The 24,576-nt window shown below is 40.8% G+C and carries 19 protein-coding genes and 1 other RNA gene; 16 read left to right on the top strand and 4 right to left on the bottom strand.

Annotated features, from left to right (window positions below):
* The first annotated feature begins 6 nt into the window (after positions 1 to 6).
* The 8 genes from AAC000_RS00385 to AAC000_RS00350 all read left to right on the top strand — a co-directional run bounded on the left by AAC000_RS00385 (position 7) and on the right by AAC000_RS00350 (position 5,933).
* A complete protein-coding gene (locus AAC000_RS00385) occupies positions 7 to 678 on the top strand; it encodes a MotA/TolQ/ExbB proton channel family protein (RefSeq protein ID WP_339719802.1) in 672 nt (223 codons plus the stop codon).
* 44 nt (positions 679 to 722) lie between these two features.
* Positions 723 to 1,286 carry a biopolymer transporter ExbD gene (locus AAC000_RS00380; protein ID WP_339719049.1) on the top strand — a complete coding sequence of 188 codons (564 nt, stop codon included), beginning with the start codon at positions 723 to 725 and terminating at the stop codon, positions 1,284 to 1,286.
* The gene (locus AAC000_RS00375; protein WP_339719048.1) at positions 1,283 to 1,849 is read left to right on the top strand and encodes a biopolymer transporter ExbD; all 567 of its coding nucleotides are present in this window, start codon (positions 1,283 to 1,285) and stop codon (positions 1,847 to 1,849) included. Before AAC000_RS00380 ends, AAC000_RS00375 begins: the two co-directional genes overlap by 4 nt.
* Positions 1,846 to 2,901: an AgmX/PglI C-terminal domain-containing protein gene (locus AAC000_RS00370; RefSeq protein ID WP_339719047.1), complete on the top strand. Its 1,056-nt coding sequence runs from the start codon at positions 1,846 to 1,848 to the stop codon at positions 2,899 to 2,901. Before AAC000_RS00375 ends, AAC000_RS00370 begins: the two co-directional genes overlap by 4 nt.
* A gap of 276 nt (positions 2,902 to 3,177) precedes the next feature.
* A complete protein-coding gene (locus AAC000_RS00365; RefSeq protein WP_339719045.1) occupies positions 3,178 to 4,062 on the top strand; it encodes a hypothetical protein in 885 nt (294 codons plus the stop codon).
* Between the two features lie 78 nt (positions 4,063 to 4,140).
* An RNA gene (gene rnpB, locus AAC000_RS00360) (RNase P RNA component class A) lies at positions 4,141 to 4,523 on the top strand.
* Positions 4,524 to 4,620: 97 nt separating this feature from the next.
* Positions 4,621 to 5,532 (top strand): hypothetical protein, encoded by a 912-nt coding sequence (locus AAC000_RS00355; protein ID WP_339719043.1) that lies wholly within the window; start codon positions 4,621 to 4,623, stop codon positions 5,530 to 5,532.
* 77 nt (positions 5,533 to 5,609) lie between these two features.
* A complete protein-coding gene (locus AAC000_RS00350; RefSeq protein WP_339719042.1) occupies positions 5,610 to 5,933 on the top strand; it encodes a tyrosine-type recombinase/integrase in 324 nt (107 codons plus the stop codon).
* A 104-nt stretch (positions 5,934 to 6,037) separates the two neighbouring features.
* On the opposite strand, the gene AAC000_RS00345 is transcribed toward AAC000_RS00350, so the two are convergent.
* The 4 genes from AAC000_RS00345 to AAC000_RS00330 all read right to left on the bottom strand — a co-directional run bounded on the left by AAC000_RS00345 (position 6,038) and on the right by AAC000_RS00330 (position 9,667).
* Complete coding sequence (locus AAC000_RS00345) at positions 6,038 to 6,763, bottom strand: hypothetical protein (protein ID WP_339719041.1); 726 nt, start codon at positions 6,761 to 6,763, stop codon at positions 6,038 to 6,040.
* A complete protein-coding gene (locus AAC000_RS00340) occupies positions 6,753 to 7,595 on the bottom strand; it encodes a hypothetical protein (RefSeq protein WP_339719039.1) in 843 nt (280 codons plus the stop codon). The genes AAC000_RS00345 and AAC000_RS00340 overlap by 11 nt, the downstream gene beginning before the upstream one ends.
* Before the next feature lie 570 nt (positions 7,596 to 8,165).
* The gene (locus AAC000_RS00335) at positions 8,166 to 8,591 is read right to left on the bottom strand and encodes a hypothetical protein (RefSeq protein WP_339719037.1); all 426 of its coding nucleotides are present in this window, start codon (positions 8,589 to 8,591) and stop codon (positions 8,166 to 8,168) included.
* Positions 8,592 to 8,839: 248 nt separating this feature from the next.
* Positions 8,840 to 9,667 (bottom strand): hypothetical protein, encoded by an 828-nt coding sequence (locus AAC000_RS00330; protein WP_339719035.1) that lies wholly within the window; start codon positions 9,665 to 9,667, stop codon positions 8,840 to 8,842.
* A 761-nt stretch (positions 9,668 to 10,428) separates the two neighbouring features.
* Between AAC000_RS00330 and AAC000_RS00325 the strand changes: the two genes are divergently transcribed.
* From AAC000_RS00325 to AAC000_RS00290, 8 genes are all read left to right on the top strand, one after another.
* Entirely contained in the window at positions 10,429 to 11,511 is a 1,083-nt protein-coding gene (locus AAC000_RS00325) for a purine nucleoside permease (protein ID WP_339719033.1), read from the top strand.
* A 50-nt stretch (positions 11,512 to 11,561) separates the two neighbouring features.
* Positions 11,562 to 12,983 carry an adenosine deaminase gene (locus tag AAC000_RS00320; RefSeq protein WP_339719031.1) on the top strand — a complete coding sequence of 474 codons (1,422 nt, stop codon included), beginning with the start codon at positions 11,562 to 11,564 and terminating at the stop codon, positions 12,981 to 12,983.
* Positions 12,984 to 13,376: 393 nt separating this feature from the next.
* Positions 13,377 to 15,071, top strand: coding sequence for a serine/threonine-protein kinase (locus AAC000_RS00315; protein WP_339719029.1), 1,695 nt, complete (start codon positions 13,377 to 13,379; stop codon positions 15,069 to 15,071).
* 66 nt (positions 15,072 to 15,137) lie between these two features.
* Complete coding sequence (locus AAC000_RS00310; protein ID WP_339719027.1) at positions 15,138 to 16,805, top strand: caspase family protein; 1,668 nt, start codon at positions 15,138 to 15,140, stop codon at positions 16,803 to 16,805.
* An 80-nt stretch (positions 16,806 to 16,885) separates the two neighbouring features.
* Positions 16,886 to 18,382, top strand: coding sequence for an autotransporter outer membrane beta-barrel domain-containing protein (locus AAC000_RS00305; protein WP_339719026.1), 1,497 nt, complete (start codon positions 16,886 to 16,888; stop codon positions 18,380 to 18,382).
* On the top strand, positions 18,372 to 22,778 hold the full coding sequence (locus tag AAC000_RS00300) for a hypothetical protein (RefSeq protein ID WP_339719025.1): 4,407 nt from the start codon (positions 18,372 to 18,374) through the stop codon (positions 22,776 to 22,778). Before AAC000_RS00305 ends, AAC000_RS00300 begins: the two co-directional genes overlap by 11 nt.
* Before the next feature lie 295 nt (positions 22,779 to 23,073).
* Positions 23,074 to 23,616 (top strand): phosphoglycerate mutase family protein, encoded by a 543-nt coding sequence (locus AAC000_RS00295; RefSeq protein ID WP_339719024.1) that lies wholly within the window; start codon positions 23,074 to 23,076, stop codon positions 23,614 to 23,616.
* 60 nt (positions 23,617 to 23,676) lie between these two features.
* Positions 23,677 to 24,519 carry an alpha/beta hydrolase gene (locus AAC000_RS00290; RefSeq protein ID WP_339719022.1) on the top strand — a complete coding sequence of 281 codons (843 nt, stop codon included), beginning with the start codon at positions 23,677 to 23,679 and terminating at the stop codon, positions 24,517 to 24,519.
* The last annotated feature ends 57 nt before the right edge of the window (positions 24,520 to 24,576 follow it).

Raw genomic sequence — 24,576 nt, 5'->3', positions numbered from 1 at the left:
TTAATGATGAATTTTTTTGAAGTAGTAGTACGGTTTTTTCAAGAGGGCGGTGCGTTTATGTTCCCCATTGCGATTGTTTTGGCAATAGGTTTGGCTATCGCAATCGAGCGTTATTTGTTTTTAAGCTTTTCTAAAAGTGTCAATAAAAAAGCCTTTAAACAAATGGAGCCACTACTTAACAAACATGATTACACCGCAGTGTTAAGTTTTGCCAGTACTGATACGTCACCCATTAGCCGTATAATTGGATCAGGTTTGGCTCGTTTGAATCATAGCCAAAGGCGTGAAGATATCGAATATGCGATGGAGGAAGGGTTGATGGAAACTACGCCTAGGCTAGAAAAGCGTACTGCTTATTTAGCGACTCTGGCAAATATCTCCACTTTGTTAGGTTTGCTGGGGACTATTATTGGTTTGATTGCAGCCTTCTCTGCTGTGGCCACTGCAGATCCATCTGAAAAGGCCAGTTTGTTATCTCAGAGTATCTCTGTGGCAATGAATACCACTGCTTTTGGATTGATTGCGGCCATCCCTCTTTTAGTTTTCCACTCAGTATTACAAACTAAAACCACTGAAATAATCGACAGTATGGAAATGGCTGGAGTGAAGTGTTTAAACGCGCTAATTGCCCGACATGACCTGAATACCAAATCTCGTTCTACAGATAATAATCAGTAATTTTAAGCAACAGATTATTCTGAGTTTAAGCATAGGAATTGGATATGGCGGGTAGAGCAAAATTCGGTCGTAGTAGTCGAAAAATCAAAAAGGAAGCTGAATTAGATATCACTTCTTTTATGAATTTGATGATAGTACTGGTGCCAGTATTATTAATGATGATGGTGTTCTCACGGATAACCGTATTAGAGCTGGCGTTGCCACAGCTTGGTGAGGCCAATGAACAAAATATCGATGTAAAAGATCAACGTTTAGAGCTGGTGGTCAGAGCAAATCATATTGCGGTTTATTACCCTCAAGGTTATCTCGTAAAAGACATAGCAGTGACCGAGCAAGGTTACGATTATGCGGCTTTACAACTGGTGCTTAGACAAATAAAACAAACTTTGATAAATAAAAATATCGATAAAAAAGCGGCCACACTGTTATTAGAAGAAGACATTCCTTATCAAGTCATTGTGGCACTTATGGATACCACACGTTCATACCAAGAAGTCTTAATCGCATCTGTGGTGGACGCTGAACTTTTCCCTGAAATTTCTTTAGGCGATGCACCCATCAAGACTAATGCCGCGGCTTCAGATGAATCTACAGGGAGTGCAAAATGAAACAATCCGCAAGATCCCTGCGTATGGCACGTCACCACAAGCGTATGGCAAAAGACTCAAAACTGAGTTTAGTTTCATTAATGGATATTTTTACAATATTAGTGTTTTTCTTGATGGTGAATGCATCAGAAGTACAAGTATTACAGAACAGTAAAAGTGTTGAATTACCCGAATCCACAGCACAACAAGCAGCCAAAGAAACCTTGATTTTGATGGTCAACAATAATGAGCTCATTCTACAAGGGCAAAAATTAGCCGATGTTCAAACTATTTTGAGTCAAAGTGAAGACATTATCCCAGCTCTTGCAACCGAACTGGCTTACCAAGTTAATCGAACAAGTAACAGTGCTGAAAAAGACGCTGAAGGTAACGATATCGAAAGAGCCATTACCATTATGGGCGATAAGGATATTCCCTATACCTTGCTGAAACGCATTATGCAGACCTGTGCCCAAGCAGGTTTTACCAATATCTCTTTAGCCGTTGCTGGACAAGAGCCTGCGGTGCCCCAAGGTGAAAGAGCAGTGGTTGATGATATGAACGCCCAGGGTGAAGCCCTATGAACACCGCGAGCATGAATGTGAACACTGCTACTACTAGCAGTAAAATGTTAGAGGCAAATGCATTTATAACGGTATTACCTTGGTCATCAAGTGAGCTCGAAAACAAACGTTTTAAAACCATCACCGCTATTATTTTGTTATTGACTTTGGTTTTTGCGGCACTAGTGAAATGGCAAGACTTACCTGAACGGCCACGGGCTGAAAAAGAAAAAGTACCTGCACAATTGACGCGTTTAATGACTCCCAAAAAAGTGGAACCTCCCAAACCCTTTCCCATTCCGGAGCCTCAGCCTGTTGAGCCCAAACCTGTACCAACCGAAGTCCCTCCAAAGGTCGACAAGCCTAAAGCTGCAGAGCCTAAAAAGGTAGAACCAAAAGAGGTTAAAGAAGAACCTCCAAAGCCGGTCAAGGTTAAAGTGCCCACTCAAGCAGAAATTACCGAACAGGCTAAAACTAAAGCTAAACAATCTGGCTTGTTGGCCTTTCAAGATGACTTAGCCAGTATGCGAGACAATGCCAGTCTAAATAATTTAGCTGATACTGACACCATAAAAGGTGCCGGAGCAAGTAACCAAACTCAGCGTAAGTTTATTGGCAAAAAGGTGGCCGGTAGTAGTGGCGGTGTCGATACCAGTCAATTAACTACTAATATCGGCTCACGGGGAGAGTTAGCAGGGCGCAAGAACACTGAATATGTTGCACCAAATGAAGGTCTTGCTTCATTGGCGGCTAAACAAGCTGTTACCGAGGATACGGTTTTAGGCAGTCGAGAGACCGAGTCAATTCGAAGAGTATTGGATGCAAACAAAGGGGCGATTTATGCTATTTATCGCAAAGCCTTGCGCTCTGATCCGAGTTTACAAGGCAAGTTAACTGTTAATTTGCAGATTGAACCCGATGGCTCGGTGTCCACAGTGAAATTGGTTTTTAGTGAGTTAAATTCGGCAGAAGTTGAGAATAAGTTGCTCAATAGAATACGCCTAATTAACTTTGGTGAACAAGCAGTGACACAAACCATATTGGATTATTCATTTAATTTTTTACCTTTTTAAACACGTTAAAATATGCCTTCTGAATAGGCTAATTTATGGCGAAACCTTAAGATAATCTTTTGCCCGTTTTGGCAACCTAGGCTGCTGTAAACATGATGACTATGCTGTGAAATAAAGCTACCTTTTTTCGATTCTCGCATATATCTGATTTAGGAAGCTTGCCTAGAGGTCCTTGTGCAAATGGATTTCTAGTCATATATTGTTGTTAACAAATCATTTACTTAATTCGGGAATGTCCATGCAGCCAATATTCCAGATCTTAGCCCGATGTTTTTTGTGACCTTTGTTGTAAAAAAAATTTATGTAACGCTGTGTTTAGTTTGGGTTTTGTTATTAACCTCTACTAGTAGTCATTCTGCTATCGACATCATTAAACATGTCAATTCAAGATCCGATAGAGATCAACAAAAAACCTATTATGTAGCTTTGCTAAAATTAGCCATTGAAAAAGCACAACATAAATTTGGTCCTGCCTCTTTACAATCTTTTGGCACTTCTATGGTGTATCAACGCAAACTGATGAGTCTCAATAGTGGCAAACTTGATGTGATGTGGGCCATCACATCAGAACAAAGGGAACGAGACTTGTTACCTATTATGATACCCGTATTAAAAGGACTTATTGGTTACCGAGTCATGGTAATTCAAGATACTAAGCAACAGGCACTAACACAGATTATCAGTACACAGCAGATTAAGAATATGGTTGCAATTCAAGGAATAGATTGGGTGGACACAGATGTCCTTCTGGCAAACGGTTTTAAAGTTGAAACGTCAGATTGGCACAATAGTTTGTATAAAGGTGTAAGCAAAGGACACTACGATTATTTTCCTAGATCCATTTTAGAGCCTTGGGCAGAAATGCAAAAATATCGATTTGACAATCTAGTAGTTGAAAACAAACATCTACTTTATTACCCCGCTGCCATGTACTTTTTTGTGCAAAAAGACAATAAAGCTTTAGCCCAGAGATTGGAATATGGTTTAAACCAAGCGATTGACGACGGTAGTTTTGACAAACTTTTTTATAACTACCCAGCACATCAAGAGGCCTTGTCTAAAGGAAAATTAAGCTCTAGGGTTATGCATAAATTATCCAATCCTTTTCTACCCAAAACCGCCCCCTTAAATGACAAACGTTTGTGGCATAAACTTCATTAACGATCTCAATTATTACTACAACTAATAGTTTTGGTTTTGTGATTGTAACTCATCTATAACCTGCGTAAAATCCGCCGCGGAGTTGGCCAGACAATCGTCGTTCAGTTTTCATTCGTGAATTTCTGAAGGGAGGAAAGTCCGGGCTCCATAGGGCAGGGTGCCAGGTAACGCCTGGGCGGCGCGAGCCGACGACAAGTGCAGCAGAGAGAAGACCGCCTAAGCGCGCAAGCGCCGGTAAGGGTGAAAGGGTGCGGTAAGAGCGCACCGCGTTGCTGGCAACAGTATACGGCAAGGTAAACTCCACCCGGAGCAAGACCAAATAGGATCTCGTATGGCGTGGCCCACGTTGAGATCGGGTGTGTTGCTGGAGCCAGTGAGCGATTGCTGGCCTAGATGAATGATTGTCGCTGTTTGTTTTCGAACAAGCTTCACAGAACCCGGCTTATCGGCCAACTCCAACTAATTTCAAGCCTTTGATTCTAAAGGTTTATGTGGAATTTTATTCGAATTGAAGAATGAAGTGCTACAAAAATTGCTACAGTGAAGTAAGGAATGCTTATGCTTGCTGTAGCCAATTTTTCCCATCTATATTGTCGTAATCGACGCTACTATCTGCGTTTAACTATTCAAAATAAACAAGTTTGGATAAGTCTTAAGACTGATTCTTTGGATATAGCCGTTCATATCAGGTCACAAATCAAATCACTTTTAGCCAATTCTCTAGTTATTTCTAGATTAAGGGCTAATCAATTATCAAAATTCCTGCTCACAATTAAACAAAAAATAAATGCTGCGTTAATCTCATTTGCATACATCGGTTTCCAAAGGGATGTGAGTTTAAATGGAGTGCTGCCCTCTGTAAGTCCACCAGCAAAAAAGCGACCCTTAAAGCCCAAGTTTTCACAAGTAGCCAAAGAGTCCATATTGCGTAGCAAGGCCAGTTTAAAAGGGCTGGAAGGGTATGAGCGCAACTTGGAAATATGGCTTAATTTGGTTAAAGATAAACCAATAGACCAATACACCACTAGAGAAATAGGCCAAGCGATTGACCGATGTTTTCAGCTTCCTGTAGCTAATAAATCTCCATACAACCGCATGACATGGAAACAAAGAGTTAAATGCAAAGTTAATGATGAGTCCGATAAGGTTTCTAGGAAATCAGTAGGGGCTATTTATAAGTGGCTTAAAAGTGTTTTTGCTTATGCGTGTGATGAAGAGATTGGCTACATTGAGAAAAATCCCTGCACTATTAAGCGTGACTTTAAGCCAGCAACCAGAGGTTATTTTGATGATTGTGAGTTGAGGTTAATGCAACAGGAGGTCATGAAGCCCGAAAAGTCATGGCAAAAATGGGTAACCCTTATCGCTATGTATCACGGAATGAGAAGGGGAGAAATATGTCAGCTTAGGCGAGAAGACATTCAACTCGACTCAAAAACTCAAAGGCCTTTTTTCTTGTTAGGTCGTTAGGTACTGACCAAAATGTTAAGAATGCTAACTCGATTAGGAGAATACCTATTCATAGTAATGTTTTGGACTTAGGTTTTATGGATTGGATTAACGAAAAGGAAGGCAAAATATTTGAAGGGGTTGAGTCTCGTGCTGTAACTGGCTGGTTTTCTAGGTTTATGAATAATTGCAAAGTTGCTAGCCATGATGAATATGGAAATACCAGAACATTTCACAGTTTTAGGCATAGCTTTATTACAAAAGTGAGAAATGTTTATCCTAACCTACACCACATACAAGAAGTTGTAGGACATAAGCTACAGCATGGTAAGACGACAGATATTTATACACACAAAGTTAATCAAATGAGTTACCTAATTGCGGTGGTTGATAGCTTTAATTTTTCATTTAATAGCGTTTAACTATCAAAAGAAAACCTCTAAGTTACACTAAAGTAAAAACGTAATAAGGAGATAAATAATAGGCTCAATAGCTCTATTTCTTAAATCAACACATTGAGAAGATGTTAAATTTCGCGGGCGTATTCTTCGATCCCAGCTGATTTTAACGTTTCTAAAAATTCTATATTTTCTCGCAATGCTGTTACTTGCGCGTTGTCAAAGTATTTCATTGTTATTAATATTAATCGTATTAAAGAATAATCGGTGAAATTTAATAAAACTTCGTAATACTCTTTTCGATCCTCATTAGTAAATCCGTTCTGATCTGATAACTTTTTTTGAACTAATTTAGCAATAATAGCAAATGTTCTAGTCGCAGAATAAATACTATCGTCATTATCAAGTGATTCTAATGCCACCTTGATATCCTCATTTTTCTTCCCGTTATCCTTTAGGTGAATCACAATATCTTCGATACTTATTACGGCAGCCCCAGCGGTCTTAATGACAGCCACATCACCGGCATCAAATTTCAACTTTAAGTTGTTAAAAAGAACTTTTTGAGAATCTATCATATTGAAAAAATGAAGCTCAAAAGATCTTATTTTTTCAAATTTTTTAGTTTTGTTATTCTCGTTTTTTTGTAAAGTTAAAGACTTTATTAATATTAAAATGGTCAAAAATGTTAGTATTGGGTTTAGCACACCTCCGAGAAAGTCGCCTAATAAAGCCCATTCATTTGCCGTTTTTGATATTCCTTGGCTCTGAAGATAGCCGAAGTTATACCAATACGCTCCCCAAGTGAATGCGAGAATTAGAAATGCAAATAATACTATTTTTTTAGACGTCATCTAGTAAACCCACCACTAGAAACTTCACGGTATCTCCTGTAGGTAAAGCAATTCTTTTAACCCTCAACTTTATAAAAGTTCCTTTTTCTGGCTCTACAAGATTATTAATATGTAAGTTTCCTGAAAGTTTTTGCCTAACTAATCTTTTAGCAACACTTAAAAGTGAGGCAAATCCAAATGAATAAAATTGGCTCCCACCCCTAATGTGCAATCTTCCGTTTCCGGTCTTAGAATGATATCTGATAATAACGGCTTCAATAGTGAAAATGTCTTCATCCACATGAGTTTCAGTTAGTTTTTTTGAAGTATCTTCAGTTAAACATACAAGTTGTTTATGTTCATCCTCTCCTCTTCTTTTATATCTGAGTTTTAAATCGTATTGGTAATATTTTGAAATTTGATGCATTTCAATCAAAGGCCGCTTAACTCGTTTAAACAAGTTGTCCGAAAGATCTCCTATGTCATCAAGCACAGCTGAAGCTTCATCTGATAAATTACCTGAATCTAAATAAAGTGCTTCTAAGATGAAATATGAAAGTACCTCTAAAAATACTAGATCTCCCATCCTTCTTAATTTTTGTTTCAGTTCAGGCTTAGATATTTCGATAGAGAAACGCTGTCCAAATGAACTTCTAAAGGATTGTTTGAGTTTAGTTCTAACGTCGTTGCTTCTGTGAGTTCTCCTTCCTGACGCTGGGATTTCACCTGCAAGGATGGCTTCAGTTATAAGACTTACTACATCCGATGTGCCCTTTAGAATGTCAAGCCCAAACTGCATATCTACTTCACATTCAGGTGAGCCTATAACTACGTCCAAGTTTATCTTTTTCAATGGCCGATTCCGTTCTATTCAAGATTGATAAAAACTTGATATTGCACAAAAAAGTACCGCTTATCAATAACTAACTGAAACTAATGAAATAAGCTAATTTATTAAATGTCAGTTGTAACACATTATTCCCAGTTGTAAGTGGTTCTCACTGTTTACGAATACCACGTAAAATTTAGCGAACAGCGCCAAAAACATGAATTCTTTGAAAACTCATATTTAGAATGTGGAAAGGGGTCTGTAGCGCACCAAAATTTTTGTAATAATTGGGGTCGCAGTCAATTTAAATACGCAGTCAATTTAAATAATAGTTTCACGCAAATCTGTTATTTCTTGGTTGAAAGTCGGCATCGCTTAAGTCAGTAATATCGCATTTGCTATCACTTATTAAAGAATGACTCGACTGTCCGGTATTAGGCTCAGAGCTGCCTGTCACGAAAACCCATTTCTATTTCTGCTAATGGCACACAGGTGCCATTAAACAAAGTCGCTTGGTGTTAACAAGGTAAATTGTATTAGTTCCGACTAAATCTGACACTACTTCTTGAAAATTAGTCCCGTAACCTGCGCTTGTCAGGGCTTTTCAGGTACATTTTCTTGGCTTTCGAGCTTTTGTGGGATACCTGCCGACTCATGTAGTTCTTTGGCTTTTTCAACAATTTTCTTGTGCTTGTCCATCATCGAAACTATTGCTGAATTTTCTGTGTCTATTGTTCCCTCAAGAGCACTAGTTAAGTTACCTATCTCGGTAACATCATCTCTTGCTCTCACACATAGCTGGGCAATCCTCCATTCTTCAGGTGTTTTTGGTTGTTGCAATAATGAAATCTGATTTTGCCAAGCAGTCTGTTTTTGAATTGCACTAGCATTAATACCTGCAAGGATATACTGAAGTTCATTTTTTCTTTTTTTACTTTCGTTGATAACCGCCCATTGATATATAGCAATACCAGTACCGATAAGTCCAACTATTAAACCCATAGCTTCTGAAATATCCATCATTTCTCCTTGTAAGTATTAGCACGCCGTTAGTGGTGAGTAATAGTTGCATCTTTGTTTTACTTGCAATCAAAGTGATAGCATTGCGAATCATAAATTCATGGGCTTGTTATGCCTAGCGGCCGAAACCTTTAGCTGACATTTGAAAAGCAATTCCTCGAACAGTAATTGTATTAACGACGGTGACTATTGCCTTGGTGGCCGATAGTTTAATGTATTAGGTAAAGTTTAAGCTACTACAAGTGAGGTTAATTTTCAGTCTGAAATTCTACTTCTTCTATTTCAGTATTATTTATTAATAGCTTTAAAAAGTAATAAGAAAAGAAAGGTAAAGCAATACCCAAAGTTACAATAATTAATGCACACCAAATTAGAAGTTGAAAAAATACACTGCCAAAACCAGTTCTATTACTTAATTTATATTTGCGAAACACTTCTTTTTTACTTGCTTCTTCAATAAGCAAAGGTTCGCTTTTTTCAGGTGTTGATAAATTAATATATCCAGATGCAATCATCTTATTATTTGCAAGCTTTACTGCATTTTTTGCTTGCGCGTTTGGAACCTTATCAAAAAGAACTTCAAATTCTATATCTTTGCGAGATAACAGTAGTTCAACTAATGAATTACTCTTTTCTAGACTTATTTGTTTAGGTGTATCAGTTATTGTTGGGTTGTTTGGGGAGAATTGAAATATGTAAAACTGCTTTAAAGATGCGCTACTAACAATGACAGTTTTGTTTAGATTGCTTTCTTTAAATTTCGATACTTTTTCTGCTTCTTGCTTGGCCTGAACTTCTAACTTTTTCCGTTGGATAGTATCAACAATATTAAATGCAAATCCATGATTTTTGCTTTTTACTTTACGGCTAAATGGTTGGCCATTGCGTTCAACAACAACTTGAATAAAATCCCCTGCTTTTTCAATCGCATTATCAAGCGCTTGTCGGATATCAAAATCAGAATCATAACTTGAAATATCAACATCATTGATATGTGTAAGAATGTCTCCTTCCCTATATCCGTTAACAACCGCCCCGCATTTTATCGAGCCTAATTTCAATTGAACTTCGTACATATTACATTCATCCTTGGAGAAGTTAGTTTCGTCTGAAACATTGAGGTTAACAGTATTTGTTTTATTTCGATATTGCAAAGTTAACCTGTTAATGGCGATAGCGCCCTAAAAAGCCCCACCATTTTTATTGATAGCGTACGTTAAGGCGCTTGAATGGAAAAATTCCTTGCCAAGTCTCTTAACCGCCCCCGACTATCACAGTACCAGTTGTAATCTAACTCTTTGGAATAAAAGTGCGATTTGAAATTTGTTTACGCTTGTTGCTCATCACATAAACAAAACTTAGATGCTTAATTAGAGCAATTGAAGCGTTGCGATAAAGTCTTTAAAGATAAAGTTGAGTGTTAGCAAAAGTGACGATCTTGAATAGCATAATGATCTTCTCCTAAAACTGTAGATACTTTTATTTAGAAACAAAGTAACGTAAAAGTATGGTGAAAAAGTATCCGGGATGATTTAAACAAGAAGTTGTGCATTAAGTGGTGGCAAAAATTATTCTGCTCTATGAAACATAGTTGGAAATTATGAAGTACATGCACTAAAGACGGGCATTTGCATTTAATTGAATCTAGTACGAATGATGAATAAAAATAACCACTACTTTTTTGATTATGTTTGTTTCTCTGTTTCTACCAACAAATTGCCTGTTTTGGGGCGTTTGAAGGCGGTGAACAAACTAAAATTAGCACTATGTGTGATTTGGTCTAAAATTTGCTGACCTTTTGGTCAACTTTTATTGCTCACTATGGATGTATCCACTTATGTCATTGCTAAAATGTGCAAAAATTGCGGTTTTTGTTTTGCTGTCTTTTAACGCTTTTAGTACTCATGCTGCTGATGGCGTGTCTTCTGGCACTATCCCTGTCAAAACGGTTGTAGTTACTATGTACGAAGACGGGGAAGCAATGGGAGATGGTGCAGGAGAATTGCAACTCTGGCTAGAGCGCGGCAACTTTTCGACTAAATTGGACTTTCCTTTGGGGGAATACGATTTATATCTCAGTGAAGATGGTGTGTTAGTCATATGTGTTGGAGGAGGTATTCCTAACGCAACAGCTTCAATCATGGCCCTTGGCCTTGACCCGCGTTTCGACTTGAGCAAATCATATTGGTTAATCGCGGGTATCGCAGGTGGTGATCCTGAAGATGTGTCATTAGGCACTGCTGCTTGGGCTAAGCATGTTGTTGATGGTGATTTAATTTATCAAATCGATGCACGAGAAATTCCCAAATCATGGCCTTACGGCATTATTCCTCTTGGTGCGACTGAACCTGCTGAAAAACCAGAAGACATATCAACGGGTTGGACGTTAGACACTGTCTCGTTTGATTTAAATGGCCAGCTTGCTGATTGGGCTTATGCACAGACAAAAGATGTAAAGATTGATGACTCAGACGCTCTTAAAGCCTTTAGAACGCTATACAAAACCTACCCAAATGCGCAAAAGCCGCCTTTTGTCACTATGGGTGATACCTTAAGTGCGAGTAAATATTGGCATGGTAAATATTTAAATCAGTGGGCAAATGATTGGCTAAAGTTATACGGAGGCGATTCAGCAAACTTTATGACCAGTAACATGGAAGATTCAGGTACGTTAACCTCATTAATGCGCCTAGCACGTATCAATAAAGTTGATCCTAATCGAGTGATGGTCTTAAGAACGGTTAGTAACTACACAATGGCGCCAGCTGACAAGGAAACCAGTTGGAGTGTTACTGCGCCTTATCCCGATGGTGGCTTTCCAGCTAAAGATGCGGCCTATGTAGTAGGTAATACTATTGTCCAAATGATTGTTAAAAATTGGAGTGAATACAAGAATAGCTTACCTTACGAAGCAAAATAGTTTATCTGTAAAAATTTTAATTTAAAGATTACCCCCTTGGAGTTGCTGTTATGAAAATGGTTTATTTACTCACCCTATTGTGGGTAAATTTAGGTACTTATGCTCAGGCAGGTACCTTTGATAATGAGTTCGTAGTGTTCAAAAAGACTGCATCAGCGCAAGCGCTTTATACCTTTTTATATGCCATGCCAAAGGGTGGTGATTTACATAATCATTCAACGGGCTCCAATTTGTCTGAATGGTGGTATGAGGAAATCCTAGCCCAAGAAAAAAAAGGCTATACCTATTATACAAAAGTAAAAATCAATAATTGCCGAGGTTACGGTACCAACGAGTTTTCTGGCTCACCTTACCTGATGTTTTTCATCAATATTCAGGCCTATGAATATAATCAGCTCAATCGCTGTGAACAAGGTGAGTACTTGCGAATACAGGACCTTAATGATGAGCAAAAACGAGCATGGTTGAATAGTATTCGAATTGATAACGCCAGCGAAGGCCGCGATGAGTTTTTTCAAAGACACTGGGCTCGTATAAATTCCTTGATGTCTAATCCCTATATGCAGGCCAATCTAATTGTCAAAAACATGCAAGCGTTTGGTGCTGAAGGCTTAACTTACTTAGAAACAGACGCGGGTGTGCGTGGCTTCGTACATCCAGATGGCAGCCCATTTGACAGTGAAGAGGTGTATCAAATATACCTCGACCGTTTTGCACAAAAAGATGCCTTAGCCACAGGGGTCACTGTCAGACTGCAATACGCGTTCGTCCGTTTTAATACCCATGCTGAAGATAGGCTTAAATGGATGTATGGATTCGTAACCTCGCATTCAGCGCTGTATGTTGGGGTTGATATTGTGGGCCGAGAAGACAACGACAAAGGCCACCCTCTGCGTTTTTTACCCACACTGAGAGAGCTAAGACATCAGTATCATGGTGTGAATTTGTCTCTTCATGCAGGGGAGTCAGATGAGCCGAATTATCATATACGCGATACGCTTTTGCTAGGAGCCACTCGGATTGGTCATGGGCTAAATTTAATCGATGACCCAGACACACTATTACTGATGCGTAACAGCCAATATTTGATTGAAATAAATCTTATTAGTAATTTGCTTTTAGAGTATGTGGATGATTATGCTAAACATCCATTCCCAGAATATTTACGCTTAGGTATACCTGTGGCGCTTTCAACGGATGATCGCGGCATGTGGGACTCAAACATGACGGATGAATACTACACAGCGGTGACAAATTTCAATTTATCTTGGTCTGAATTGGTTAAATTAGGTGCCAATTCAATCACATATTCATTCCTAGATGACAAAACAAAACAACAACTTCTAGATGACTATTACCAACGAATTACGGCCTTCGAAAGCGCCTATAGCGATAAAAAAATGGCAGCATTTGATAACCTAAAACCACAAAGTTACTCTTTCGCTTGTAAGAAATTTAAAATATGTTTTTGAGTGGTTTGTTGTAATAGCCAGTTAGTATTAGAAATAGTTCAATCTGCCCATGCGCTATCACGCTTGAATTGTTTAATTAAGCGTGTTTAGCTCTTGTCGAGCGTTTAAATGTGACAAAGTTTGCTACAGTAGTATAAGGCAACCTTATGTTCGCTGTAATCAATTAAATTATCTCTCTATGATTTGTGCTCGTTGAAGCATTTTCCCATTGCCAAAAGTCGCAAGAGGACAATACAATTTAACTGGATTCAGTATTGATTATAGGGCTGAGTGCAACACTGAATGTAAAAAATACTCTCGGGCAAGTAGCATTAACATCAAATTGCGGTTAATGTTTGTACATAATAGTGATTGTTTTCCTATTCTACATATCAAAAAAGAACCCGATTTATCATGACCAAAAAAACATCAGGTTTTGCAGAAGATAACGACGCTACTGTTGTTTTTACTGCAAAAGGAAAAGCCGCAAAAGATCTACTAGAAAATGATGATGATACCCGAGTGTCACCCTCTGTATTGTCGCCTCAGGATGATGATGGCACCGTCATTTCCAGCGTGCAAACAGACAATCAAATAGACAATGCTGACTCCACTGTAGTACCAACATCGAATAAAAAAACCTCTTCTGACCAGGGAAAATCAAAGGTGGTCGCAATACCACAAGCTGAATCCGCGACAGCACCAGATAATCAACACACTGTCAAAACACGTCCACCCCAAAAGCCGCAAGTTAAGCCGTCGAATACTCATGCTCCTTACGAAGCAACAGGTTCCTTTACAACTGGGAACTCTAATCGTACTTATTCAGATACTAAAAATCCGCTAACCAACACTTACCATAAACCCTTTGTGCTTGGTGGAGAAGCAATTAAAGAACGCTTTATTATACAAAAAATACTGGGGCAGGGTGGCATGGGAATGGTCTGCCAAGCACTAGATTTACGTAGAGTTGAAGCAGAAGATGATGCGCCTTATATCGCTATTAAGTTGTTGAGTAATGACTTTGAGCAATATCCTAACGCCTTTAAATCGTTACAGAGTGAAACCAGAAAAACGCAAGCCTTAGCACATCCAAATATTATCACTGTTTACGATTTTGATCGTGATGGCGACACAGTCTTTATGACTATGGAGGAGTTGGATGGCTATCCCCTTGACGCGGTCATTAAAGGAACAACAGACGTTGTACTGGATCCTAAATCCGCTTTAAAAATTGTCAAAGAGATTGCACTAGCACTTAAATATGCACACTCGAAAGGTATAGTTCATTCTGATTTAAAACCCGGAAATATCTTCTATACTAAAACGGGTCAAACTAAGGTACTTGATTTTGGCATTGCCCGAGCACTAAATAGTGAGTTGTATAAGGATAATTTCGACGCAGGTGAATTGAACGCACTCACACCTAGATATGCTAGTTTAGAAATGTTTGAAAATGGCGACCCTGATCCCAGAGATGATATCTATGCACTGGGGATAATAGCAGGTGAACTTTTAGGCGGGGGTCACCCTTATCTTGGGAAGAAAGCGACACAGGCTCGTGATGGCAAACTGAAACCTGTGTTCAGTAAGTCGCTTGGTTTGCTATATAAAAAAGCCATTACCAAGGCCGTCGCATTAAATCGTAACGAGCGTACACAATCAGCCAGTCAGTTTTTATCCAACCTAAATTGGGCGGAAAAAGGACCGCGGCGGGTAATGGCCGGGATTGCAGTGGCGCTTTTATTAGTGATTGGCAATGTGTTTCTCATTGAGTCTGTTGATACTAGGGTGCCCTTGACTGCTTTGCCTCCTATGGATCAGCAATCTGTAATGGAAAACATTGCTGAGGCTGATACGGCGTTAAGTTTTCAGGATTATAACGGGGCTTTGATCTATCTCGAACGGGTTTACGAGCTGCATCCCAGCAACGAAGATGTCGAACAACGCAGTGAACAAATTCTTAAGGTATTTCGAGAGCAATTGCAAAATAAGCAGGACGATGCCGACTATCGCCAATTTATGCGCACGCAACTCGTAGAAGTGGGTAAATATAAATTTATGGCAAACAATGAACAGTACCAAGCATTACAAAAACAACTGCGTTGAACACGCTAGATACTTATATCAGTCGCTATTTCGCTAACTTTGTATTAGTCCTAAGGGGGCTTAATTGTGTTAAATAAATTGTATTCTTTTCGTGAAGTCGCGACAGTAACTATTGTGGTTAGCCTACTTGGTTGTGCTGCAACCGACAAAACTCCAGCCGCGAATACTGCAGCGCTAAAAAATTCGAATCTGACCCCAGAAGATATGCGCGCTAGCCGCATCGCCGAATTGCAGGTTGTCGATTGTCTGCTGCCAGGACAGATGCGTATGTTAGGTAATCGCAGTTACATGACACCTCGTAGGCCCGCGACTGTTACAGCCGCCGAGTGTCAAACCCGTGGTGGCGAATATGTGGCGTATGATCGTGCTGATTTTAAAACTTCTTTGCGGGTGTGGATGCCGGCAGCTGAACTGGGTGATGCCGATGCACAGGTCAGTGTTGGTGAAATATTTGAGAAAGGCGCAGGTGGTAGTCCCAACTACGAAGCTGCCATTATTTGGTACAACAAAGCCGCCGAGCAAGGTAACAAACGAGCGCAATTTAATCTTGGTACTTTATATGAGCAAGGCCTAGGCGTAGAGAAAGATCCCATTGCAGCCCTTGGCTGGTATCGAAAGGCTTGGGATCTGCCAGAAGACAGTATCGTGTTTCAGTCTGCAGTTGAGCAAGAGCAAAAAAACGCCTTGGACGCATTGAACAAGGAGATACGGAAAAAAGATCTCCAAGTTAACATTATGAATAAACAAATCGCGAGTCTGAGTGATGAGTTAAAAAAACAAAACAATACTGACCTGTTGCAGCAAGTACAGGAGTTGAAGTCGTTGATTGTTGAGCTAGAAGCAGAAAGTAGGGTTGCCAAAGAGCAAAGAGTTTCAATTCAACAGCGCTCAGATGGTTTTAAATTAAGGTCTTCAAATGCCATCGCTGGCGTTTCAAGTATCGAAAATTTCAGTGATGATATTAAAAGCGGTGATATCAATTTTGGGAAGTACTACGCCCTAGTTATTGCTAATCAGGATTACGATAAAATCGAAAAGCTTGATACACCAGTAAACGATATCAATGTTGTGGCTGACTTGCTGACAAACCGTTACGGTTTCAATGTGCAAAAAATCATCAATGCGAATGATGTTGCTGTGATGGAAGCCATCAATAATATCAGTGAGCAATTAACCGAGGACGATAACCTATTAATTTATTATGCCGGTCATGGTGCACGATTACAGTCGGGAGCGATGGAGTCAGGTTATTGGTTACCTACCAATGCAGAGGCTCCACCTCGAGACACTTACTGGGTAGCTAATGAATTTGTGACTCGACATCTATCCAGATTCAAAGCCCGTCGAGTATTAGTTGTGGCGGACTCCTGTTACTCAGGATTGTTATCCACTGCCCCAGGGATTTTGATGATGGGGGAGAACGGTAAGTACAATAATGATTACATAAAATATAAGGCATCTAAGCGTTCACGGTTACTACTTACGTCAGGAGGTGATCAACCCATTCTCGACGGTGTTGGTGGCAGTAACTCGGTTTTTACTAAAGCCTTTGTTGACGTATTGCGTAGTAATAACGCCATTATGACTGGACCTCAGCTTTTTATGGAGGTCAGAAAAAAGGTGGTTAATGCCGCCAAAGCCGTTGATTTTGAGCAAAATCCTGAATATAAAACGATAAAAGGTGCGGGCCATGAAGTAGGAGATTTTTTCTTTGTCCCAAATACAAAGTCGTAAATACTATTACAACTATACAATTTTAAATTAGTAGAAACGCTTAAGTAGTGCGGTTTTCAATCAAGTAGAAAAGGAATCTAATGAAAAACACTTCAAACATCTGCCGAGTTTCACTATTACTTAATGGACTTATTTTGTTGGCCTCAACAACTGCCCATGCGGACTTGTTGAGTTTCGAAGGGCAGTACCAGTCTGAGTTGGAAGAACTAGCGGCAATTTCAAATCAAGCCACCTACGATCAACTAAAGGCCAAGGGTTGCCAAGATACTGACCGAGCGGCCACTGAAAGCTGTAGTGGTACCTTATTTATAGTTTGGAATAATGTGCGTGAGTTGGTCCATACTGCCAATGAATTATCGAATGAAGGACCCACACAATATAGTCTGGACTCGGATCTTGAGGGGTTAGGCTTTGCGCTGCGCTGGACTGCTGGTGAAGAATTTTCAAGTCAGGAGTCTATGGCGGATAGTTTTGTAAGTGGACAGCTTAACAGTTTAGCCTCTCGCGTTACCGCTCTTCGAAGTGGGGCTCGTGGTTTTAATATTACCGGGCTGGCGATTGATAGTAACGATCAGTTAGTGCGTAGTTCACATACTTCGCCACAGCAATCGGGGCTTAACTCAGGGGACGAAACCAATGAAGCTTGGTCGCGACTAGGCGGTTTTATAAATGCCAGTTATACCTATGGTGATCAGAGGGCCAGTGAGCGAGAGGATGCATTTGATTTCGATGGTGCGGAGATTAGTGCTGGGCTTGATTATCGTGTTGACGACAACTGGGTAGTGGGCGCTATATTGGGTTATCAGCAGCAAGAAATCGATTTTGATTCCTCCCAAAGTATTGTTGATGGCGGCGTCACTATGGATGCTTTTTCGATTATGCCTTTTGGGCTTTATCAATCTGATGATTGGTATTACAGCTTGTCTGTTGGCTATCAACAAGGGCAATTTGAAACAGAGCGCGCGATCCGTTACCCGTCAATTAATCCTAATGTAGGCAATACCGATACTGTTGCTATCAGTGATAACAATTCAGATACTTTGTCTGCTAATTTGGCTGCGGGTTATACCTTTCGTGTCGCCGACAATTTTATCATCGAGCCATCATTAACTCTTAACTACCAAGATTTGTCTATTGATCAATATCAAGAGACAGATATCAAGAATGACGGCTTTGACTTTATCGTCGATGCTCAAAAAATTAAGTCTCTGGAGACTGTGCTTGGTTTAAAAACTCAGTATATTGTGAGTAGTGATTACGGCATTTTTATGCCTTATATTGACTTACAGTTTTATACGCAACATGAAGATGATGAACGTTTTATCGGTGCTGTTTATGCTAATGCTGCGGAACAAATTACTGATGATGCCCGCTTTTTGTTACCCACAAATAGTACAGATCCTAATTATCAAATATTTGGAGTCGGTGTAGCTGCGGTCATACGTGGAGCCCAGCAAACCACTTTTGGCTCAAGCGCAAGTGGTGGTATTCAAGTCTTTTTGAATTATCGCGAGCTAAAAGGTATTGATGATTATAATCAGAAAATCCTCTCTGGAGGATTGCGTTATGAATTTTAATGCTGCTGATACCTTAGTAAAATCGACAATATTTGCGTTACTTTTTGCCTTTCTGACTGCCTGCGGTGGGGAAAGTAGCGGCGGCGTTGGTTATCAAAAAGATGACTTACCCCCTGTGGCTAATGCCACTGCGATTGGGCTAGGAAAAAGCCAAAGTACTACCACTAAATCTTTTTCTGCCCGAGGTAAGAGTGAAATAGTACTTACAGGTAAAGATAGCTACAGTGACTATGCGCCAATACAACATTATTCTTGGCAGCAGACTGGTACGGGACCCACAGTTGAATTTATAGAGCGCACCAACACCACAGTCATGTTTAACGCCCCTAATGTGGGGGTCGATACTGAACTTAACTTTCAACTCACCATTACAGATGCTAATGGTAAAACCGATACTGACGAACTTAGCATAACCATTATTGCAGTCGATGATGCAGAAAGGTTTCTAACCGATCCGTCAGCGCCTGAGCAGCAACTGAGTATTGTAGCTGCGCTGCGGGGTGGCGAAACTACAGGTAATAGCAGCCAACCCTTTACTCTTGAGGTCATCACTACGGCACATTGGCTAAATAGGCGAGGCGAAATGGATCAGTTAGTGATTAAAACCGACACTATCAGCGATGCCTTCGAGAGCAATTTCAGTCCTGAGCTTGACTATGACCCATTGACTGAGCCCGCAAATCCTACAGTAGTGATTGAGCTTTATCCGCTAGATCTTGATGACATTAACAAACATTTTGAGACGGTTGAGCGGGATAGACGTTTAGAGCCTTATGAGGCAGGCTCTGCATATCTGGATATACAGATCAAGATTGTCGAAAAAACCAGTGTCGACTTTGAACTCATAGCCCTAAACATTTCTGGAGATGATTCCATTGATATTTCGGAGAGTAGTGTCCTAGCAAATGAAACGTCATTTGGTGCTAACGCTGCTTTAGCGAGTTTACTGACCAAGCCTACCATACGTAGCAAAATTAACGCAAAGACCTTGAGCAAATCGACTAAAAGGTCGGCAGCAAAAAACGGGGCTTTGTTGCAAACTTGGAATGGTGAACTAACGGCTACCTTATTAACCACTAATGTTTTAGCCGCTTTGGGATTGGGAAACAGCATTTCCGCCAATAACTATTATGCTTTGATTGATCCCCAGGGACAGTTTGCGACTTTAAGTAACTGGCTAGAATATGCTGGTTTCCAAGATGCTTATGGTAAGCCGATTGATGATGCGGGTATCTCTCATGCTTTGTACCTTAATAATTTCGATTTGGGTTTTGCTCGTGATATGTGGATGCGTAAAGATGTAAATGGCAATGTGTATTCTTATGTTACTAATTATCCTACATTGGAAGCGGCACTTGAGGCCCGTGGCGAGTTTGCAGTGGTGGCAATGGAATACAGTGAGAACCCTGATCCCGATGGAGAGAATGCAAAAATTGTAAAATTTTATGCCTTTGTTCCCGATGAAAGAAATGGTGACTTTATTCGTTCCGCAAGTATGAATTTTGATGGTGCGGGAGAGAAATTTTTACCTGGCGTCTGCGCTGCCTGTCACCAAAGTAACCCTGATACTCGTCAATTTACTAATGTCGCAGAAGCTGATATTGATGCCACATTTATGCCTTGGGATCTGGATTCGTTTTTGTATGCTCATGCCAGTGACTCGGAATATGTTGAACCTACATTGGACACCTCTAAATTCTCGCAAGAAGTGTTAAATGCCAATAGCCGTGAGGCTTTAGAAGAGCAACTACGACAACTAAACTTGGGCACTTTGGCCACTTATGTTGATAATCCAGAACGGCATGCCGCGTCTATTCAGTTGATTCACGGTTGGTATGGCGATGAGGAGCTAGCGTTACCGGTAGATCAGTTACCTACTAGTAGTTTTAATGGCGCTTATACACAGCCAGGTTGGGCCGGACAGGAAGATCTTTATCATGATGTATACGCGCGTAACTGTCGCATTTGTCATACCCAAGTCAATAATGAAGAGACTAACTTTGATAATTACGACGAGTTTATAAATAGACCTAATCTTATTCCATATGTTTTTGAACTTGGATTGATGCCGATGGCGCGTCTCAGTCTTGATAGACTGTGGGTACCCTATGATGGTGGCGAAAGTAGTGCCAGTATATTACGTAGTCATTTACAGTCACTTGGGAATTTTGTCCCTAGAGCGCCAGGTGCACCAGTGCCTCGTTTTACTTTTAGTACAATTACGCCAACGATTGACGATCAGGTGATCATGGATGCGAGCACCAGTTCTTATGCAGAGTCATACAGTTGGGCTTTGCTTGCACCGCAAGGATCAGCTGCTAGCCTTAGTAAACTCACTGGTGTCAGCACTGCCTTTGAGCCAGACATAGCTGGTGCAGATTTTGGCGTTAGTCTGACGATAACCAATGAAAACGGCGTGCAGGAAACACTGAGCCAAAATATTACTATTGTAGATCGCGCTCCGATTGCAACATGTTTCAGTACCGACAGTGCAGATCTAAGCAACAATGGGCTGCTTGCAGGCATACCTATAAGCACTCGTATTGGGCCAAATGAAGACGGTGATGGCGATGTCACTATTGATTCCTTGATGGACGGTACATTGGGTTCAGCCAGTATTGATGCCGGCAGCTTAGATTTTAGCTACCAATTGTTTAATCCCTTTATTCGTGGCGAAGATCGTATCGCTTATCAACTGGTTGATGCCGATGGCAGTTTGTCGACTACCAGCATTGATTGTCTAAATTCCCCTCCTGCAGGTTTTGGGTATATAACTATAGATACTAGCTCAGCTGGTTTGTTGCCAACCAATGTATTAGCTGAAGTAGATTCGATAAATAACAGCTTCGAGGTTGATATCAGTTGGGATCCACCTACAGATGTAACGGCTGACAGCTACACACTCTGGCGTGATGGAGTCGAACTTTCACTCAGTGAAGAACAGCAAAACAGCCGCAGTTATACTGACTCACCACTGACCTATGACACTTTGTATAGCTACACTGTGCGTGCAGTGATCAATGGCTTTCAGTCGGACGACTCTTTCCCCGCCGAAGTCACAACGGCCTCTCTTGTACCCGATGCGTTGGTTGGAACCAGTTTGAGTCCTACTGAGATCAACTTAGTATGGGAAGCGCCAGAAGGTAATGCCACCTCCTACAATATTTATCGAGATGACGGTACAGGTAGTGTGTTGTTACAAGCCAACATACTAGATGAGACTTATACAGATAACAGTGTGTCTGGGAATACCCTTTATGAATATGTGGTGACAGGACTTGACGATTCGGGCCAAGAATCTGTGCCTTCCAATATCGCCAGTAATGCCCCTAAACCTGAGCCTCCTACCAGTCTCAGCGCCGAGTCAGTTTCTACCAGCCAAATAAATCTAAGTTGGCCAGCGGTTACTGATGCCGATAGTTATAAAATCTATCGCAAGTTGAGCTCCGAGCCAGGTTTCCCTGCAACGCCTTTGGCCACGCCTGGAACCAATAGCTATTCAGATACAAGTGTCAGTGCCGGTTTCAGTTATGACTACCAAGTTGGCGTGACTATAGGTTTTGAAGATTCCATTGAGTTTGCCACTGACAGTGAAACAGCCTTTCCTGCAGCACCGGTATTACAAAGCGCTGCGGTCAACGGCACCAGTACCTCAAGAATTAATCTAAGTTGGTCAGCCGTTTCCGGCAATATCAGTGGTTATACCGTTTATCGAGGGGCTGTAGCGATAGCTACTGTTTCAAATGGTACAACTTATGCCGACACTGGTGCTTCTTCGGGTACCCAGCACAGCTATACGATAAAAGCATTGGCAGGTGGCCATGAATCGGCCTCTTCAAACTTGCTTTCTGCCGCGACCTATCCTGTTAATCCTGCACCATCAGCGGCAGCTGTAGCAGCAAATGTTGACGTAGATGGTTCAGGTAAAGTGACTGTAAGCTGGAATAGAGTGTCCGGAAATAATGTGAGCTATACCGTATCTGCATCAGGATCGAAAGTAGGTGGTGGCGGTGCCAACGCTGGCAGTATCGCTAGTTTTACGGATCCAAATGGGTCGATCAGTCGAACTATGACAGGACTTAGTAGTTACAGTAACTACACCGTAACGGTGACAGCTACGGCCAATGGTTTGTCAGCCAGTGCTAGCACAGCTGTGCAGACCGGGGTTTCTTATGCTGCGGATATTTTAACTGGGCCCGCTACGAATCACTCCTGCGCAGCTTGTCATGTTAATCCCGCACCCACCTTGAGACAGCGTTTTACAGATGTATGTGTAACCTCTAATAATCTTCCTTCTTGTCCTACAGGAGCTGATGCCGGCGCTATGGATGGGTATTCTTTAACGGCCTCAGAGGTAAATATGATTAATCTCTGGAATGGGAGCCAGTATAACTAGTTAATGAATGGGCTGTAATTATTTGAAAGTGTTTCATTTAAGACTGTCACATCAAACAAATAGTGGTGTGACAGCGGAAACGCTGATAGGAAATTTTGATTTTGGAGCACATTGTATAAGTTAACTTCTTTCTTTGGTTTATCCGTATCCGCTGAATTTTCGCAGGTACAACTGCTCAATATCACATGTGCTGTTTAAAGGATTGAATTTGCCATAGATTGTTTATTGGCTGTATTTTTGCCATTGCGAGGAGTGCATAAAGAAAAACCGAAGATGAATTTTGGGAACTAAGATAATGAATAGTAAAATTTCCTCCATGAAAACTCCGATCTTGTTTTTACTGCTTACAATTTACTTATTTATTAGTACTTCTCAAGCAGCGCAAGATGATTCTTTCGCAATATATCTAATCAGGCATGCTGAAAAAAACACTCTACCACCAGCGGACCTTACCTCCTGTGGCTTGCAGCGATCCAAAGACTTAATCAAAGTATTCCAAAATATTGATTTCGATGTGATCTATAGCACCGATGTTTTAAGATCCATCAGCACCGCCCAGCCAATTGCTGAACAACGAAATTTACCCATTGAATTGTATGATCGACCCAAGCTCACTGATTTTGCAAAAAAGCTATTGCAACAAAAGAAAAATGCCTTAGTCGTGGGGCATTTAAATACCACGCCAATGCTAGCGGGGTTTTTAAGTGATAACAGCTATGACATGATCAAAGGACCTGACTACAGTCGAATTTACCAAGTTGTAGTTATCGCAGGGCAACCCCATGTCTCCATCTTACACCAGTCATTTAAATGTAGTGAAACAGAAGCTAGCCCATAGACAATGGCTGAAAATCAGCTGTTTTAAATGGGTTTATTGGCCGTCTTGTAGAGGTGTTTAGTGCGTTGTCTAAATTGTATTTTGTTGTTTGTTGTTACTATTGCAGTCACGGGCTGCAGCAACGTACCGAGCTCAGCTACTAGAATTAAACACATAACCTCTACTGCCACTCAGCAGGGCTGGAAAAGTCATATTATTGAAGGGGAACAATTGGATTTGTTGGCCTTTCTTCCTCCACAAGCTCCCCCAAAAGGGTTACTTACAATTTATATTGAAGGCGACGGGTACGCTTGGAAAAGTCGTTTCGAAGTTTCTGATAACCCAACACCGGTAAAAGCTATTGCTCTGGAATTGGCACTGCAACACCCTGGGGCGGTTTATCTTTCACGTCCTTGCCAGTCGATAACAGGTCCAATTTGCACTCCAACATTATGGACTAAGGCGCGTTTTTCCGAGACAGTTATCAATGCGAGTAACAAGGCCATTGATAAGTTAAAAGCACGGTATCAGGCTAAAAACATACAACTTATTGGCTACAGTGGCGGTGGGGCAGTGGCAGCGCTGATTGCAGCAAGGCGCAAAGATGTGAAGCGACTGGTAACAGTAGCTGGTAATCTTGACCATAGCCGCTGGACTAGGCTGCACGGCGTGTCACCACTATCCGACTCGTTAAATCCTGCTGACTTTCGCCAATCTCTCGAGACTATCAGCCAATATCATTTTGTAGGGCAAAAGGATCGCATTGTTCCGGCCCAATTAGCCCAAGAGTTTGTAGCGGAGTTTAGTTTAACTGCAGACATTACCTTGCATATTGTTGCTGACTTTGACCACCACTGTTGTTGGCAAACGCAGTGGCAGTCACTAATGACGGAGCTCGACAGTACCCGTCCTACATTGCAGTAGCTAAGTATAAAGTGTCAAAAGTAATGGCAAACCATTCATGGGTTCGCTTCAATAATA

This window comes from uncultured Paraglaciecola sp. (genome assembly GCF_963977085.1).
In the GTDB taxonomy this organism is placed as follows: Bacteria; Pseudomonadota; Gammaproteobacteria; order Enterobacterales; family Alteromonadaceae; genus Paraglaciecola.
The sequence above is the reverse complement of the archived record's forward strand: the minus strand, read 5'-3'. Positions and strand labels throughout refer to the sequence as shown.

Coding starts and splice junctions, on each gene's coding strand:
- AAC000_RS00385 (WP_339719802.1), top strand. CDS start 7: ATGAATTTTTTTGAAGTAGTAGTACGGTTTTTTCAAGAGGGCGGTGCG.
- AAC000_RS00380 (WP_339719049.1), top strand. CDS start 723: ATGGCGGGTAGAGCAAAATTCGGTCGTAGTAGTCGAAAAATCAAAAAG.
- AAC000_RS00375 (WP_339719048.1), top strand. CDS start 1,283: ATGAAACAATCCGCAAGATCCCTGCGTATGGCACGTCACCACAAGCGT.
- AAC000_RS00370 (WP_339719047.1), top strand. CDS start 1,846: ATGAACACCGCGAGCATGAATGTGAACACTGCTACTACTAGCAGTAAA.
- AAC000_RS00355 (WP_339719043.1), top strand. CDS start 4,621: ATGCTTGCTGTAGCCAATTTTTCCCATCTATATTGTCGTAATCGACGC.
- AAC000_RS00350 (WP_339719042.1), top strand. CDS start 5,610: ATGGATTGGATTAACGAAAAGGAAGGCAAAATATTTGAAGGGGTTGAG.
- AAC000_RS00345 (WP_339719041.1), bottom strand. CDS start 6,763: ATGACGTCTAAAAAAATAGTATTATTTGCATTTCTAATTCTCGCATTC.
- AAC000_RS00335 (WP_339719037.1), bottom strand. CDS start 8,591: ATGGATATTTCAGAAGCTATGGGTTTAATAGTTGGACTTATCGGTACT.
- AAC000_RS00330 (WP_339719035.1), bottom strand. CDS start 9,667: ATGTACGAAGTTCAATTGAAATTAGGCTCGATAAAATGCGGGGCGGTT.
- AAC000_RS00325 (WP_339719033.1), top strand. CDS start 10,429: ATGTCATTGCTAAAATGTGCAAAAATTGCGGTTTTTGTTTTGCTGTCT.
- AAC000_RS00320 (WP_339719031.1), top strand. CDS start 11,562: ATGAAAATGGTTTATTTACTCACCCTATTGTGGGTAAATTTAGGTACT.
- AAC000_RS00315 (WP_339719029.1), top strand. CDS start 13,377: ATGACCAAAAAAACATCAGGTTTTGCAGAAGATAACGACGCTACTGTT.
- AAC000_RS00305 (WP_339719026.1), top strand. CDS start 16,886: ATGAAAAACACTTCAAACATCTGCCGAGTTTCACTATTACTTAATGGA.
- AAC000_RS00300 (WP_339719025.1), top strand. CDS start 18,372: ATGAATTTTAATGCTGCTGATACCTTAGTAAAATCGACAATATTTGCG.
- AAC000_RS00295 (WP_339719024.1), top strand. CDS start 23,074: ATGAATAGTAAAATTTCCTCCATGAAAACTCCGATCTTGTTTTTACTG.